We start from the raw sequence: 17112 nt of genomic DNA on the forward strand, positions 1-17112 counted from the left end.
AAAAATTAGTTTTTATCTATACTATTTTCAAAATCCACTCAAAAAAAACCGCCTCTACTAACCGAGGTGGTTTAAAATTACATGCTTATTTACAGGTCAAAATATGTTCAATGATTGTATTTGCTGTCTCTTCGACAGCTTTATTTGTCACATCAATCACCCGACAGCCAATTTTACCAACAATTTTTTCAAAGTGTTGTATCTCTTCTAAAATCCGTTCATGCTGCGCATAGATGGCATCATCATTTAATCCGAGAGACATTAATCTTTCTTTCCTTATAGAATTTAACTTTTCAGGAGTGATGATTAAGCCAAAACATTTTTTTGGATTTAGCTGTAAAAGTTCTTCTGGTGGTTCTACTTCTGGAACTAAAGGTACATTCGCCACCTTATATTTTTTATGGGCTAAATATTGTGAAAGTGGTGTTTTGGACGTTCTTGATACACCTACGAGTATAATATCCGCCTGTAATAATCCACGTGGATCTCTACCATCATCATATTTTACTGCAAATTCAATCGCTTCAATTTTTTTAAAATAATCATCATCAAGCATGTGTACAATTCCTGGTGTTTCTAATGGGTTTTCTTCCATAAAGGTTGCCATGGATTGTAAAGCCGACCCTAAAATATCCACAGCATGAATTTTTTCTTGTTCACATAAATCATGTAATAATTTTCGCATTTCTTGACGAACAAGCGTATAAACGATAAATGCTTGCTGTTGCGCTGCAAGGAAAACAATTTTACGAATAAGCTCCTCTGATTGAATATGTGGAAATCGACGAATCACAGTATTTTCAAGACCTGGTCGAAACTGGCTAATAACTGCTTTCGCAACTTGATCACCAGTTTCACCGACAGAATCAGAAACAACAAATACGCGTAGTCTTTTCATACAGCTCTCCTTCAAATTTAGTCATTTTGTACAAGAGATAAGAAAGCTCGTGTAATCGTTGTTTTTGTAAGACGACCTACAATGGTCAAACCACCCTCTTGCGGTTCAACTACTGGTAGCGAATCAACTTCTCTATCAATGAGTTTGTTCGCTGCAACAACTAAAGAATCTGACCTTTCACAGTACGAAATATTTGGCATACGTGTCATAATAATATGTACTGGAATTTTATTTAAATCCTGCGTACCAATACTTGTACGTAGTAAATCTTTGCGAGATAGTACGCCTGTCAAAAACTCATTCTTATCTACGACAAAGAGTGTACCAACATCTTCCGAAAACATAAAGCAAATTGCATCATAAACCGTCATTGTTTCTGGGACAACGACAGGGCCTGAATGAAAATCTTTCACTTTTAAATTGTGAATACTATCCATTAATGTAACGGATGTCTTTTTACCTGAATAAAAATAACCTACTCTCGGTCTTGCATCTAAAAATCCTGCCATTGTTAGGATCGCTAAATCTGGTCTTAAAGTTGCTCTTGTCAGATTGAGACGTTCTGCAATATGTTCCCCAGTAATAGGGCCGTTTTCTTTCACAATTTGTAAAATGTCTTCCTGACGTTTATTGAGTTCGATTGGACTCACCGCCTCAAATCTAATAGTGTTATACTTATGCTCAATTATTATATACTATTTTAATAATTATTGCGAATTAAAGAACTACATGCTACAATATTGACACATACGCTTGCTCTATCTGTATTTTCGAGCAAAATTGCGTTATACAGGCGATGATGGGAAAAAAGTATCTGTTCCATTTAATAGCGAGTAGAAGATGGTGAAAGTCTACAAAGCAACAGAGAAAAGGCACTCCCTGAGCTAACTTTTTTAAAAGAGGTTTTAAACATATCGTTTAAAACAATCAGGGTGGAACCGCGGGTATTAGCACTCGTCCCTGGGCATACATTGTGCCCGGAGACGGGTGCTATTTTCATTTAGTTTTAACTGAATGAAAAAACTTTGGCGTTTTACCGCTAAAAGAACAATATGAAAAACTTGAAGGAGGCTATTTTATGGCTAACAAATCAATGGAAACCATCGTATCATTAGCAAAACATCGAGGCTTTGTCTTCCCTGGTTCTGAAATTTATGGAGGACTAGCGAACACGTGGGATTATGGTCCATTAGGTGTTGAATTAAAAAACAATATTAAAAAAGCATGGTGGCTAAAGTTCGTCCAAGAATCAGAGTACAATGTAGGTATCGATGCCGCTATCTTAATGAATCCAAAAGCTTGGGTTGCTTCTGGTCACGTTGGTAACTTCAATGACCCAATGATTGACTGTAAATCGTGTAAAGCTCGCCATCGTGCAGATAAAATTATCGAAGATGCTGCATTAGCAAAGGGTGATGAAATCATTGTTGATGGTATGACATTCAATCAAATGAAAGAAACAATGATTAAATACGACGTAGTTTGCCCTGATTGTGGAAAAGCGGATTTCACAGACATTCGCCAATTCAACTTAATGTTTAAAACATTCCAAGGTGTAACGGAGTCTTCAACAAACGAAATTTATTTACGTCCAGAAACTGCCCAAGGTATTTTCGTAAACTTTAAAAACGTTCAACGTTCAATGCGCAAACGTACACCATTTGGTATCGCACAAATCGGTAAATCTTTCCGTAATGAAATCACTCCTGGTAACTTCACATTCCGTACTCGTGAATTTGAACAAATGGAGCTTGAATTCTTCTGTAAACCTGGTGAAGACCTTGAATGGCATGCATACTGGAAAGAATTCTGTAAGAATTGGTTACTAAACTTAGGCATGAAAGAAGACTCTATGCGTCTTCGTGATCATGAAGATGATGAACTATCTCACTACTCTAACGCTACAACAGATATCGAATTCAAATTCCCATTTGGTTGGGGAGAGCTTTGGGGCGTAGCTGATCGAACGGATTACGACTTAAAACAACATATGGAACATTCAGGTGAAGATTTCACTTATATCGACCCTGTTTCAAATGAACGCTATGTTCCTTATTGCATCGAACCATCATTAGGAGCTGATCGTGTAACACTAGCATTCCTATGTGATGCTTATGATGAAGAGGAGCTGGAAGGTGACGATAAACGTACGGTTTTACGTTTCCACCCTGCACTAGCACCATTTAAAGCTGCCGTTCTACCACTTTCTAAAAAATTATCTGATGAAGCAACAGATGTATGGGCAGAGCTTCGCAAAGCGTTCCCTGTTGATTTTGACGAATCACAATCAATCGGTAAACGTTACCGTCGCCAAGATGAAATTGGTACACCATTCTGTATCACATATGATTTTGATTCAAAAGAGGATGGCCAAGTAACAGTACGTCATCGTGATTCTATGACGCAAGTTCGTATGCCGATTGCAGAAGTAAAAGCATATATTGAAAAACATCTTCAATTCTAATCGTTTTGATGACCAAAAAGAGGGAGACGCCAATATGGCAGCTCCCTCTTCCTTATGCTTTATATAATGAAAATAAACGCTCTTGCATTTTTTCCTCGAACGAAAACTTTTTCATACTCATACCAATTAAGCTCACAAGTATTTCTTCAATATCTGCTAGAGAATAATAAAGAAATGCGCCTTCTCGCATTGGACGAACCCTTTTGTCAACAGTTTGTTCATCTTCAATAAAATAGGCGACATTAACATCACAATGTCCCATCAATTGTGTAATACGTTGCTCATCATCTGGATTTATGAAAAATGGCACGATTTTATCTATATACAAAATACTTTGCACAAGTTTAATGAAGAAGTTCTCGCGAAGTGATGTTTCCACTACTAATATGGTCGTTTGTTCATGCTGATAATCCATGTATAAAACATTTAATTGCTCTTCTAATAGGTTTTTTAATATTTTAATAGAGTTTCTATATTTCGTCATATCCGTTTGAATTTCTCTCGTTAATAAACGCAATATGCGAAATGCGGGTAAGAAAATTTTCAAGACAATTTCTTTAGGATGTAAATGGTCAATTAATTTATTAAAATGAATTCTCAGATTTTCTTCGTCACAGCGAATTAATTGTTCTACAAATAAGTTAAAAATCTCTTCAAAGCTATTCGCCCGATAGTCAATCATTTTCGTAATTTTCACACTATAATTCAAAGGTAAGTTCATTGATTTTTGCTCATCTAGCAATCTCACTTTTGGCAATGTAGGAAATAAATCATAGACAAGCTCTACTTGAGCACTACGATTATCCGATAACATCACAACCGAGTTGACTGGGTAAATCCCTAAGCATTCTACAAATTTATGCATAAAGTTCTCATTATATAAATGACGATCCCTGTATAAAACAGCTAATGCATCTGTAGCACCGTAGCCAGCGTGGTAGACTCTCTTGGAGGTCATTGCTGAATACACATCTATAATTTGTAATAATTGTACACCCTCACTCATATCATCCGCACAAAGTTGATTTGGATAGCCCTTGCCCGCAAAGCGTTCATGATGATCTCGTGCTAAATAGGCGATGTCTTCCTCCTGATGTTCTATTAGTAAGTCATAACCTTTTGTTGTGTGCGTTTTCACGATTTCAAATTCATCTTCAGAGAGTTTACGCTTTAAATTTAATATTTCCCGCGGGATAAAGACCTTCCCAATATCGTGGAACAAATAACCCCTTGCTAATGTTTCGATGTCTGTTAAACCTAGGTATCTGGCAAAGATTGTCCCTAATACAAATACATCAAATGAATGGACAAATGAATATTCATCCCATTCCTTTAAACGCATCAGTAACTCATAGCGATGTTTTTGTTCTAAAATCTTTTCAAAAACACCTCGTACATAGGCGGTATCCTGCGTGCTTTTCAGTATTTGTCCATATCGTAATTCATGTACGACATTCTCTAGCGTTGTCATAAACAACTGACTAACTGTTTCTTTATATTCATCTACTGGATCTCTTTTTTCAATTAATGGGGCGAAAAGATCTTCATATTCTCTTGTCCGTTGAGCACTTAAATCATGCACAACGCGAACTGAACCAGCTGGTAAATAGACCGATAATTCATCTACTTTACGAAGCTTAAGTAAGGCAATAATCCGTTCAGTTAAAACTAAATCTTTTTTAGCCAATAAACGATACTCTGAGAAAATATCCTCTGCTAATATATCATTTGCTTCAACTTCATGAATACTTAAGGTTACTTTTCGTAGCATATTTTCTGCCACATCCACAATGTACTAAGTAAGATGTGACTCCCTCCTTCTTCCATAGGACTGCGTTATTCTGATAAACGTATAAAAATACGTTTTGCTGATAGAGGCTTTTTTCATTTCATAGGTATGTCTAAATTTTATCTAGCGTCCATTTGTCTTGACGGGGATTAAACGACTAAATTATCTATAAAAAATATAAATACGATTATCTATATCAATTACAATATCATAGGTTAAAATGCCTTTTCAACTAGTATATGGGACTCAGGTGATTAGTTTCTACCATTTATATATTGAAAACTAAACAAAAATACAAATCTTTTTACCTATAAAATAATATACATATACAGAATCAAATGATATAACAAGGTATTTTGACTCTCGAAATAAATTATTGAAATATATATTTATTAAATAAAGTAAATTTTATATGATAATTTTATTTTGTAAAAATTGAAATTTTATTCATTTACAGCACACCCCTTAGATTCAATAAAGTTAATGGAATAACTCTATGAATGTATCGTTCAGCAAATTTGTTTGTACGGAAAGTAACGCTTGAGGTATAGATCTTCCCCACTATACGTGACGAAATACGCGAAAGCAAAGCGTTAGTGCAATTACTCTAGGTTGTCTTGATGGGGGATGAAATTTCCTCTTTTCACAGTCCCAACTGTTGGTATAAATAAGGTATTATAGTTAGCATTGCTGTTAGAGGAAACGGCCTACCTTTATATTGAAAGTAAAAAATTGCTGGCCAATGGGGTTTCTTATATGAGGATGAATTTTAAATAGCGCAAAATGCCAGAAGAACATTATAGATCTTCTGGCATTTCTTCTTTAGAACGTATTTGCAATTCAGGAGTTCGCTCTAGCTGCTCAATAAATTTCCGGGTTTTAAAACGAATACCTGTTTGTTCTTCATAGATGGTTGTAATGATTTTTTTGATAAAATATTTTGTTTCCTTTTTCAGTTCTATTTTTCCTATTTGATCGATTGGAACAGTATAGAACATACGAATAAGTTTAAGTTGTGTTGGTGTTAAGCGAATGATGTAGGGGTCATGCTGATAACAGCGATGGCATAAAAATCCTCCTTGTGCAAAGGAAAAAGCAAATTCACCATCTACAGCACCACAGGCTGCACATGCATGTAAAATAGGTTGTACACCTGTATAGGGCAACATCTTCCATTCAACAAAGAGTGTTATGGCTTCAGGATCATAGCCCTCCTCTATTGCTTGTAATGCTTGTAGTAATACATCAAAAGCAAATGGCTCAGGTTTCCCTTCCTCCACAACTCGTTCCACTAGCTCCATGATATAGCTAGCATAGGCAGTGGCCATTATATCCTCACGAATATGACGCATCGAATTCAAATGTTCTCCTTGTTGCAGTGTCCCCATGCCTGTATGATGCTGTACCATAAACATGCCATAGGTAAAGGGTTGTGTTACCGACGCCAATCTACTAGATGGCTTTTTTGCCCCTCGAGCCATCGTAGCCACCTTACCAGCCTCACGTGTCAGCAAAATGACAATTTTATTGGATTCACCATAAGCCCGCACCTTTAAAACAATGCCTTCCCATTTATGAAGCATAGTCCTCCTCCTTTCTTTAAAAGCTGTCCATGAAAATAGAGCTCTCCAAAATGTTTTGGAAAGCTCAATAGTAAGACTATCAATTACGGACCCATCTCCCCAATAGAGGAGGACGTCTTCTGTACCTAACACTTCGCTTTCGGTACAAAAAACATTTGCTGAATCAACTTAAATGCATCTTAATATTCATCATCACGGAATCCGAAATCACGTAAATGTGTTGATTTATTGCGCCAATCTTTTTGTACCTTTACCCAAAGCTCTAAATAGACTTTAGAACCTAACAGCATTTCGATATCCTTTCGTGCACGTGTCCCTACTTCTTTCAATAAAGCACCACGTTTACCGATGACAATGCCTTTTTGTGAATCACGTTCCACAATAATTGTTGCGGCCACACGAATTTTATCATTATTTTCTTCATCCCGACGAATTTTATCAATCACTACCGCGATAGAATGAGGAATTTCTTCACGTGTTAAATGTAACACTTTTTCACGAATAAGCTCTGAAATGATGAATCGTTCAGGGTGATCTGTCACTTGGTCTGCTGGATAATATTGTGGTCCTTCAGGTAAATATTTTCCTAATGTCGCTAATAAATTTTCTACATTATTGCCTTGTAGAGCCGAAATCGGTACAATTTCTGCAAAGTTATAACGATCTTTGTAGCTCTCAATAATCCCTATGAGTTCATCTGGATGAATGGCATCGATTTTATTGATGACCAGGAAAACAGGCGTCGTATTTCCTTCTAACATTTCTAGAATGAATTCATCGCCTTTACCCAGTTTCTGCTCGGCATTGACCATGAACATAATAACGTCCACTTCACGCAATGTGTTTTTAGAAACCTTTAGCATGAAATCGCCAAGTTTATGTTTTGGTTTGTGGATACCTGGTGTATCAATAAAAATCATTTGGCTATCATTTGTTGTCAGTACACCTTGTACTTTATTTCGTGTTGTTTGCGGCTTATCACTCATGATCGCAATTTTTTGGCCAATGACACGATTTAAAAATGTCGATTTGCCAACGTTTGGACGACCAATAATGGAGATAAAGCCTGACTTGTAGCCATTGTTAGTTTCCTGCATTCTCTAAATCCTCCGTTGTAAATGCAAACGGTAGTAATTCGCCCACTGACGTTACCGTAACATCACCTTTTAAATTCGTTAAATAAACGGGCATAGTCGGAGCGCAAAACTCCATCATCACCTGACGACATGCTCCACATGGTGCACATGGCCCTTCCGTATCAGCAACAATAGCAATGGCTTCGAATTCGTAAATGCCCTCTGACACTGCCTTAAAAAATGCTGTACGCTCCGCACAATTCGTCATACTATAGCCTGCATTTTCAATATTACAGCCGTGAATAACCTCTCCATCTTTCGTTAAAAGAGCTGCTCCTACTTTAAATTTCGAATAAGGAACATAGGCTTTTTCACGTGCTTTTTTTGATTCTTCTAATAAAGCTTGCATATCCACTGTCATCTATACTAATTCTCCCTCACGTCTATGGTTTATTTTCATTGAAGACACTCATTCCCATTAAAACCATTTTGGTAGAAAGATGAGTAATCCGATTATAGCACTGAATAGCGCAAATACAAGCACTGCACCCGCAGCAATATCTTTCGCCTGCTTAGCAAGTGGGTGTATCTCTGGGGAAGCTAAATCGACAACCCGTTCGATAGCTGTATTGATCATTTCCAGTGCAAACATTAGTGCTATTAATAGTAGCACAATATACCATTCCATACGAGTTAAACCTGTGAAATAACCTGCTAGTATGACAATGATTGCACTTAATACATGTGAGATAAGATTTTGTTCTTTACTTGCCGTTATGATGCCTTCAAAAGCATAGCCAAAAGATCGCAAGTATTTGCGCAAATTCATTTAGTCTCGTCCTAAACCGAAAGTTTGTAATATTTCATCTTGCTTTGTAAACATCACTTTCTCGTCTTCTTGCTCCATATGGTCATAGCCAAGTAAATGTAAAAAACCATGAACAGCTAAAAAACCTAGTTCTCTCTCGAAGGAATGATTGAATTCTTCAGCCTGCTCTTTTGCACGATCGGTTGAAATAATAATATCGCCTAGTACTCGTGGCATTCCTTCAAAAGTTACTTCTATTTCCCCTTCACCTAGCTCCTCTAGCGCAAAGGAAATCACATCGGTTGGCTGATCCTTGCCACGATACTCACGGTTAATGTCTTGAATTGTCTCGTTTGTTACAAACGTCACAGAAACCTCTGTTTCTGGCTCAATGTTTTCTATACTCGCAGCATGCTGTAATAGCTTTTCAACAAGCTCAGTATGTTGTGCTGAAACTTCATTTGTTTCATCTGTAAAATCAATTGTTAAAATCATAGATCCTCCTACTTATCTGCCTTTGGATATTCAATACGTGAGTGGAAAATCCCATTCAACGTTTCGCAAAGTACTCTCTCTATACATTTTAACTCTTTTATTGAAATATCGCATTCATCAAACTGATTATCCTGTACTCGATCATCAATGATTGCTCGTACTAGCTTATGAATTTTCTCAGCGTTTGGCTCTTTCATTGAACGTACAGCCGCCTCTACACTGTCTGCAACACTAATTATGGCCGCTTCCTTTGTTTGCGGTTTTGGACCAGGATATCGGAATTTTGCCTCATCAATGCTTTTTCCTTCTTCCTTCGCTTTATACAAGAAAAATTTTAATAAACTAGTTCCATGATGCTGTAAAGAGATATCAATAATTTCTTGAGGCATTTTATAGCGTTTTAGCATATCGGCTCCGTCTGTCGTATGAGCAATAATAATGTCTGCACTTGTTTCGGGTGGTAATGAATCATGCGGATTAATACCTGACATCTGGTTTTCAATGAAAAAGGCAGGACGTTTCGTTTTACCTATATCATGATAGTAGCATCCAACACGCGCTAATAAACCATCTGCTCCGATTTCTTCACATGCAGCTTCTGCTAAGTTCGCTACCATCACACTATGATGATATGTGCCTGGTGCTTCCATTAGTAATTTTTTTAACAATGGATGATTTGGATTGGATAACTCTATTAAACGTAAAGACGATAATAAGCTAAATGCTGATTCAAAGAATGGTAACAGCCCCATTGTTAATGCCCCTGAAAGCAAGGCAGACAACATAGCTGCAATAAAGTAAAACACTAATTCTGGTAAACCATAGGATGATTGTGTCATTAATAAATAAAAGGCGATAAAAGCCATGTTAACAAGGGAAATCACGCCAACTGCATGTAAAATATGTGAGCGCTTTTCAACACTACCTAAAAAGAAAAGGCTCGCAAATCCTCCAAAGATGATATAAAGCGTAATTTCCATTTGCATGACAGACGAATAGCCTTCTTGAAAAATAACACCAGCTGAAGCAGCAGTCATGACTGTAACCAAAACAGCAGCGCGATCATCCGCTAACAATCGCACAAGCATCGTAGCCAATGCAGTTGGGAATAGAAAGGCAATTGTCACATCAAAGCCACCAGAAACTAAGCTAATAAATTTCATTAGCAGGATAGACAAACTATATACAATTACTGTCACTAATAGGGCATTTCGTTTTTTTCGTTCGTCCGCGTTCCAACGCTCAAATAAAATATACATAAATATCATTTGCAGTAGCGTTAGAATAATAAGTCCTGCAATCGGCTTCAAGGAAGCTTTATTACTAACCATCCCTAATAGCTCTAATTGTCGATATGCTTCAGTATCAATAATTTGACCTTCCTGTACAATGATCTGTCCTTGTAAAATTCGTGTAGGCTCTACACTTTCCTTCGCCTGCTCTTTTCTAATTTTCGTTTGTTCTTCGTTGATTGTTTCGTTTTCAATAATACTCGTTCGTCCTATTAAAACGACTGTATTGAATATTTTATCTGGATACCCACGTTGACCTCGAATCTTTGTCTCAAAATCATTTTGAGCCACAAAGACATTTTCGGGTCTGATGGATTTTTGTAAATATTCCTCTACAAATTTGGATAACTGTGTACTTGTTCTATTTAAATCATCTTCACTTTGCACTAATAGACCTTCTAGCTGCGAATCTGTAAAGATTAATGGCATCTGGTCCTCGTCTATGGATTCAAATTTTTTGCGAAGCTGTGCAACCTGGTCGGCAATCGGAATAGGTTCCTTACTGTTTGCAACTTCCGCTTTCACTTCAAGGACATAATCAAATAACGATGTGACGATCGCTGCTCTTTGCTTGGCGACATCCTCCGAAAATTGATAGACCGAATCCACTGCATTGGCGGCTTTTTCCCGCTCTTGCTGTGTCTTATAAGTGTCTTCGATTGTTTTAGTAGATCGTACGGTTTCAGGCGCAAGCTGTAATGGTTTGAAATCATATGTAACTCCTTTAACATTGCCATACATAAACGCAAATTGCAGGCCGCCTGTTAAAATGAGAATGATGATAATAAAGTAGCGAAAACCGATAAGCTCTGTAAATTTCCGAAGTTGTTTCTCCATCTGGCACCTCCTCTATCTACCTTCTATCATACCAATTCAACATACATTTTTCTCGAAAAATGTATAAGAAAGCAAAAAACAGCTATACAATTTTGCATAGCTGTCACATTGTTTTACATATTTCGGTTAATTTTTAAACTTAAAACTATGCTTTGCTTTCGGGGCAGACTTCCTTAAACCCGTTGCCCCTGCCGCTTTGCTTTCGGGGCAGAATTTTAAAACCTCGTTGCCCCTGTCGCTTCGCTTTCGGCGCAGACTTTTTTAAACCCGTTGCCCCTATCGCTTCGCTTTCGGGGCAGAATTTTAAAACCTCGTTGCCCCTGCCGCTTCGCTTTCGGGGCAGACTTCTTTAAACCCGTTGCCCCTGCCGCTTCGCTTTCGGGGCAGACTTTAGAATTGCTTCGCAATTCTAAAGTTGCTGTTCTTCGTAGGCTTGGATGATTTTGGCTACTATTGGGTGCCTTACGACATCGCCTTGTTCTAACACTTGGAAATGTATAGATTTCACATATTTTAATGTACGTTCCGCTACAATCAAGCCGGATTCCGTATTTTTAGGTAAATCGATTTGCGTTTTATCACCAGTAATGACCATTTTAGAACCAAAGCCTAGACGCGTTAAAAACATTTTCATTTGTTGATGAGTTGTATTTTGAGCTTCATCTAAAATAACAAAGGCATCATCTAGTGTACGACCACGCATATAGGCTAATGGAGCGATTTCAATTGTTCCGCGTTCAATCAGTCGTTGCGTCTGTTCTGTCCCGTAAATATCATTTAAAGCGTCGTAGAGAGGTCTTAAGTAAGGATCAACCTTTTCCTTCAAATCACCTGGAAGGAATCCTAGAGATTCTCCTGCTTCGACAGCAGGACGGGTTAAAATTATACGTTTAACTTGCCCATTTTTAAGTGCTTGTGTTGCCATGACTACCGCTAAATACGTTTTTCCAGTACCGGCTGGACCAATACCAAAAACAACGTCTTTATGACGGATTGCTTGTATGTATTCTCGTTGACCAATTGTTTTTGCACGAATCGGCTTGCCTTTCGTCGTGCGTGCTATTTCTTCATCATAAAGTTCTGCAAAATATTCAATTGTTCCTTTTTGTGTCATTTCAATAGCTGTTGAGACATCACGTTGATCAATATTAATTCCTTTACGAATGACCTTCAATAATGCATGCAGAAGAAATGTTGCCTGTTCCTTAGCATTTTCCTCACCTGCAAGTTGAATTTGTTCCCCACGTGTAATGATATGAACATTTAGTGCCTCTTCAACTAATTTCATATTTGCATCTGAAATACCAAGTAGCATAACCGCTTCGTTTGGATTATCCACTTGTAATACAGTTAACTGTTCTGACATAATCATTCTCCTTGTAGGCCTTGTATTGGACTTGCAATGTTTTCATTGACTAGAAATAGAACTTTCCCTTCAACTGTACCATTCCCCCACTTTACCTGTAAAAGGTTTTCTTTTTTTATAATAGATTTTGCAGGTAACGAACGTAATACTTTCTCGTGTAGTAGAGGGATAAGTAATGACTCTATTTTCGATTCATCAAGCTCTACTTGCATGGTTTTCGTCTGCTGTTCCTCCACAATTGAAACATAGGGGTCTAACCAATTCGATAAATCTTTCTTTTGTACATAATCCACTTTTTCTTGATGAATACCCTTTACCAATACTCGCCATTGCTTTTGCTGCACTGTTTCCATCGTAATTTTTGTTGGAATTTTAAACGAACATTCAAGCCAATAATCCGCAAAGACCTCTCCTTTTGCTCCAACAAAGACTTGATCAGTACCACTTTCAATAACGCCACTGACAAGGACATCCCCTTCATAGGCCGTATCGTTTACTGAAATTTTCCGTTCACCATTTTGTATATTAAAGTGGGTAATGACTCCGCTTTTTGTAGCCACTAGATGCGAAGCTAATTTTTCATTTGATTGCTCCGTTTGTTTTGGCGACTCCTGTGGTCTCAGTATCACTCGTCCGCCATGTTTATCAATATGCACCCATGAGAGCTCTCGGTGCTGCTCTAATAGCTTTTGTCTGATGATGGTATTAGAAGGTAATTTTTTTTTAGAGAGTGGTGTTTCTAATTGAAAAGTATCTTGAAATGTCTTACCGAGCCGTTCTTCTAACTCCGGCGTCGCTGCTTCAATGTCCACTCGCCAAATTACTTGAGCACATATGATGGGGATGACGACCATTAAAGCTAATCCAAGTAAAGTCCAAAGCTGTGCTCGAAAAACTTGCTGTTCATCTCCATAAAAAACAGCCATTTTTAAGTGAAAACGGCGACGAATACGGCGAATTTTTGATAAATAATGCATAGTCGTTTCAAAAGAAACTTCTTGCTCACGAAAGACAACACGCTTTAACGGAATTTGTTGAGCGTGCAATGCTTGAATAAAAGGATGAACATTTTCATGGCGCTTTATACGTATAACAATTGGCCGATTATTCCACATCTTAGCTCACACCCATATTCTTTATCTTTTTCATATGAAGCTCCTGTAAATTATCAACAGTGAGATGAAGCATCTCTTCTTTAAGAGCGTTTATCTTCACTGAATCTGCACATACAGTAATATGATAATCTGCATAAGCAAAGGAACATGTCGTAGCATCTGCATGGATAAAACGATAGGGTCCGATTATTTTTAATGATTCATATTCTAACAATTCAAGTAGTGGCGTTAATTGAAATAATTTTTTCATAAAAAATGCCTCCTTCTTCGGCAATATATGCATCGAAAAAGGAGGACATGCTAGTTATTTTCTTTTTGTTTTCGGTGGTCCTAATATTTCAGCCACTACGATTGCTTGCATGAGATCATTTTTTGATTGAGGTAGTTGAAAAGTCGATGTAGTGGCGACTGTTTCCACTTCTTTTTTCCCAGCAGCTAGACGTCCTCTACTTTCTCGATTAGAAGAACGGCTAGAAACATCAGCTGGAATGACTGGCGGAGCAATATAGCTCGGTATTTCCTTCTTTACCTGTTCTTCGATAAACTTTTTAGACTCTTCGACTTTCTCATTTTCAGGAATCCAATCACCTATAAACTCTCGTGCAAAATCTTCAAAACTTTGCGCTCTTCCTGTACGATTCGGCGTTGTTCCCTCCATTACTGGGGGCTCTACCGCTGTATCTTTATTAAAAGGAGGCATTTGCTTCTGTGGCTTTTTATTTTTTGATTTTCCGAAAATAGAGCTGACTATGGCAATTATGACAAAGATAATTAATTGTTCCATATGTTAGTTCTGCTCCTTTCCGTTTTTAGGCATTTGGTTCATTTTTTTCAGACTTATCAGTGCCTACTTTTGAAATCGAGTCGCGCATAGCAGTATCAGCTTGAATGTTACGATAATTCATGTAATCCATAATCCCAAGATTACCAGAACGTAACGCTTCAGCCATTGCTTGTGGTACTTCTGCCTCTGCTTCTACTACTTTCGCTTTCATTTCTTGAACACGAGCAATCATTTCCTGCTCATTCGCAACAGCCATCGCACGGCGTTCCTCAGCTTTTGCTTGAGCAATGTTTTTATCGGCTTGCGCTTGTTCAATTTGTAATTCTGCACCAATGTTTTTACCGATATCTACGTCGGCAATATCGATGGATAAGATTTCAAAGGCTGTTCCTGAATCCAGGCCTTTTGATAATACTGTTTGTGAAATCATATCAGGATTTTCTAATACTTCTGTATGGTGAACAGCCGAACCGATTGTAGAAACGATCCCTTCACCTACACGGGCAATAACTGTTTCTTCACCAGCACCACCGACTAAACGTTCGATATTTGCACGTACCGTAATACGTGCCTTTGCTTTAACCTCAATCCCGTTCATCGCTACACCTGAAATAAACGGTGTTTCAATTACTTTTGGATTAACAGACATTTGAACCGCTTCTAATACATCTCGCCCAGCTAAATCAATCGCAGCACAACGTTCAAACGAAAGCTCAATATTAGCACGGTGAGCCGCTATTAATGCATTGACAACGCGGTCTACATTACCACCTGCTAAGTAGTGACTCTCTAATTGGTTAATCGTAACAGGTAAACCTGCTTTATGTGCTTTAATTAACGGATTAACAATTCGAGAAGGAATTACACGACGTAAACGCATCCCAATTAATGTGAAAATACTAACACGAACGCCTGCAGCAAGTGCAGAAATCCACAGTGCTACTGGTACAAAGGTAAAGAATACCGCGAGAACAATGAATAAAATAACCAGTCCAGCTATAGGACCAATTAAAGCTAAATCAAAACCCATTTCCTATTCCTCCATCTCTTTATCTGTTTGTCTCACAACAATGCGTGAGCCTTCAACTTTAATAATTTCTACATGTCGATTCACATCAATATAGCCACCTTCTGAAACAACATCAATGCGTTCACTACCAAATACCATTGTACCTGACGGACGTAGTGGTGTAAGCGTTTTCCCCACTTTTCCTAACAGTTCTGTACGATTAACATTGGACACATACCCTTCTTCTGTAGAAGTTGCATCCATCAACACAAGCCTGTTTAAGACATGCAGTTTTTTTCCGAAAAATTTCATCAGAATCACCATTCCTATAATCGCTATTACAAGCGCAATGAGAATTGCTATTATCATTTGCATCATATTCGCACCTGCCAGTATCAGACTTAGTACTATTAATAAGCCACCTAAAATACCAACAATCCCACCGGGGACAAAAAACTCTGCAATTACAAGGGCTAGACCAATAATAAATAACAATAATGTTTCATAACCAGCAAAACCTGCAACCATATGTCCAAAGAAAAATAAACCAAGTGCTGATAACCCCATTATACCTGGAACGCCAAATCCTGGCGAATATAGCTCCATGACAAGCCCTAGACTTGCTATGGACAATAAAATGGGTACAATGATTGGATTCGTAATGAAACGAGCTAATTTTTCAGAAAAAGTTGGTTCGATTGGAACAACATCACTACCATTTAGGTTTGTTAGCTTTAATAGCTCCTGAAAATTATTAACTGTCCCTTCAGAATAGTGAACCTTAAATGCCTCTGATGCTGATAAGGTTAACAGGTTCTTTCCACCTGCACGGTATTCAGGTAGTTCATAATTGGTATCAGCCATTGCCAATGCATACTTAGGGTCACGACCTGATGTTTCTGCCGCTGCCTTCATTTGAGCAAGCCAGGCACTATTAGCTTTTAAATCAGCTGCATTACCTGCCGAATCAATGACTGCTGCTGCACCGATTGTTCCATTTGGCACCATGTAGATTTCATCCGCATGTAAGGCTAAAAAAGCACCTGCTGAATGCGCATCCTTATTAATATAAGCAATCGTACGTATATTCGTCGCATCCATAAGCATGGCGATATCACTTGCAGCATTCACGAAACCGCCAGGCGTATGTATATCTAAGATAATCGCCTCTGCATTGTTTTCTTCAGCCTCTTTAAAAGCTCGTTCTAAAAATGCATGAAGTCCTCGTTCTACTTCATTTTGAATAGGAACATGATAGACCTTACTGCTTGCAAACGCCGAAGTTAATGGAAACGCTAACAAAAAAGTCATCCATATTACTAGTAAATAGCTGAGGATTCTCCGTTTTCGCACCTTTTTCCCTCCCTTCTAACATGCTTCTCCCTTGTATATACGGACGATCATGCGAAAAGTTTCACAAATCTTATAATTTTTTAAGATTTCATGGTCAATCTCATTACCGACTATTAGTATGTGCAAAAAAGCCGAATGAATCAAAGATACCATTCGGCTTTTTCATATGTACGTAAGTGTGAGCAATGTAAAATACCTGAAATTAATCCATAATGTGATTAATTTCAGGTATAATTTTGTCTG

At 37.8% G+C, this 17112-nt stretch carries 16 protein-coding genes and 1 other annotated feature; of the genes, 1 reads left to right on the forward strand and 15 read right to left on the reverse strand.

Annotated elements, in window-relative coordinates:
* Positions 1–85: 85 nt before the first annotated feature.
* On the reverse strand, positions 86–898 hold the full coding sequence (locus GJU32_RS09110; RefSeq protein WP_155591634.1) for a pyruvate, water dikinase regulatory protein: 813 nt from the start codon (positions 896–898) through the stop codon (positions 86–88).
* Positions 899–915: 17 nt separating this feature from the next.
* Positions 916–1548, reverse strand: coding sequence for a transcriptional regulator CcpN (ccpN, locus tag GJU32_RS09115; RefSeq protein WP_155591635.1), 633 nt, complete (start codon positions 1546–1548; stop codon positions 916–918).
* A 137-nt stretch (positions 1549–1685) separates the two neighbouring features.
* Positions 1686–1863 (forward strand) — a binding site (T-box leader).
* A gap of 113 nt (positions 1864–1976) precedes the next feature.
* On the opposite strand from ccpN, the gene GJU32_RS09120 reads away from it, so the two are divergent.
* Positions 1977–3362, forward strand: a complete 1386-nt coding sequence (locus GJU32_RS09120) for a glycine--tRNA ligase (protein ID WP_155591636.1) — start codon at positions 1977–1979, stop codon at positions 3360–3362.
* Between the two features lie 52 nt (positions 3363–3414).
* On the opposite strand, the gene GJU32_RS09125 is transcribed toward GJU32_RS09120, so the two are convergent.
* The 13 genes from GJU32_RS09125 to GJU32_RS09185 all read right to left on the reverse strand — a co-directional run bounded on the left by GJU32_RS09125 (position 3415) and on the right by GJU32_RS09185 (position 16869).
* Positions 3415–5151: an HD-GYP domain-containing protein gene (locus tag GJU32_RS09125; RefSeq protein WP_230874993.1), complete on the reverse strand. Its 1737-nt coding sequence runs from the start codon at positions 5149–5151 to the stop codon at positions 3415–3417.
* A 797-nt stretch (positions 5152–5948) separates the two neighbouring features.
* On the reverse strand, positions 5949–6734 hold the full coding sequence (gene recO / locus GJU32_RS09130) for a DNA repair protein RecO (RefSeq protein WP_155591638.1): 786 nt from the start codon (positions 6732–6734) through the stop codon (positions 5949–5951).
* A 179-nt stretch (positions 6735–6913) separates the two neighbouring features.
* Positions 6914–7831 carry a GTPase Era gene (era, locus tag GJU32_RS09135; RefSeq protein WP_155591639.1) on the reverse strand — a complete coding sequence of 306 codons (918 nt, stop codon included), beginning with the start codon at positions 7829–7831 and terminating at the stop codon, positions 6914–6916.
* A complete protein-coding gene (locus tag GJU32_RS09140) occupies positions 7818–8231 on the reverse strand; it encodes a cytidine deaminase (RefSeq protein ID WP_155591640.1) in 414 nt (137 codons plus the stop codon). The genes era and GJU32_RS09140 overlap by 14 nt, the downstream gene beginning before the upstream one ends.
* A 57-nt stretch (positions 8232–8288) precedes the next feature.
* Positions 8289–8639, reverse strand: a complete 351-nt coding sequence (locus tag GJU32_RS09145) for a diacylglycerol kinase family protein (RefSeq protein ID WP_155591641.1) — start codon at positions 8637–8639, stop codon at positions 8289–8291.
* Positions 8640–9113 carry an rRNA maturation RNase YbeY gene (gene ybeY, locus GJU32_RS09150; protein WP_155591642.1) on the reverse strand — a complete coding sequence of 158 codons (474 nt, stop codon included), beginning with the start codon at positions 9111–9113 and terminating at the stop codon, positions 8640–8642.
* An 8-nt stretch (positions 9114–9121) separates the two neighbouring features.
* Positions 9122–11242 carry an HD family phosphohydrolase gene (locus GJU32_RS09155; protein WP_155591643.1) on the reverse strand — a complete coding sequence of 707 codons (2121 nt, stop codon included), beginning with the start codon at positions 11240–11242 and terminating at the stop codon, positions 9122–9124.
* Positions 11243–11651: 409 nt separating this feature from the next.
* Positions 11652–12608 carry a PhoH family protein gene (locus tag GJU32_RS09160; RefSeq protein ID WP_155591644.1) on the reverse strand — a complete coding sequence of 319 codons (957 nt, stop codon included), beginning with the start codon at positions 12606–12608 and terminating at the stop codon, positions 11652–11654.
* Between the two features lie 2 nt (positions 12609–12610).
* Complete coding sequence (locus GJU32_RS09165) at positions 12611–13723, reverse strand: sporulation protein YqfD (protein ID WP_155591645.1); 1113 nt, start codon at positions 13721–13723, stop codon at positions 12611–12613.
* Between the two features lies 1 nt (position 13724).
* The gene (locus GJU32_RS09170) at positions 13725–13973 is read right to left on the reverse strand and encodes a hypothetical protein (protein ID WP_155591646.1); all 249 of its coding nucleotides are present in this window, start codon (positions 13971–13973) and stop codon (positions 13725–13727) included.
* A 54-nt stretch (positions 13974–14027) separates the two neighbouring features.
* Positions 14028–14507: a hypothetical protein gene (locus GJU32_RS09175; protein WP_155591647.1), complete on the reverse strand. Its 480-nt coding sequence runs from the start codon at positions 14505–14507 to the stop codon at positions 14028–14030.
* Positions 14508–14532: 25 nt separating this feature from the next.
* A complete protein-coding gene (gene floA / locus GJU32_RS09180) occupies positions 14533–15537 on the reverse strand; it encodes a flotillin-like protein FloA (RefSeq protein WP_155591648.1) in 1005 nt (334 codons plus the stop codon).
* Between the two features lie 3 nt (positions 15538–15540).
* Positions 15541–16869, reverse strand: a complete 1329-nt coding sequence (locus tag GJU32_RS09185; protein WP_155591649.1) for an NfeD family protein — start codon at positions 16867–16869, stop codon at positions 15541–15543.
* Positions 16870–17112 lie beyond the last annotated feature (243 nt).

This window comes from Lysinibacillus cavernae, assembly GCF_009724685.1.
GTDB lineage: Bacteria > Bacillota > Bacilli > Bacillales_A > Planococcaceae > Lysinibacillus > Lysinibacillus cavernae.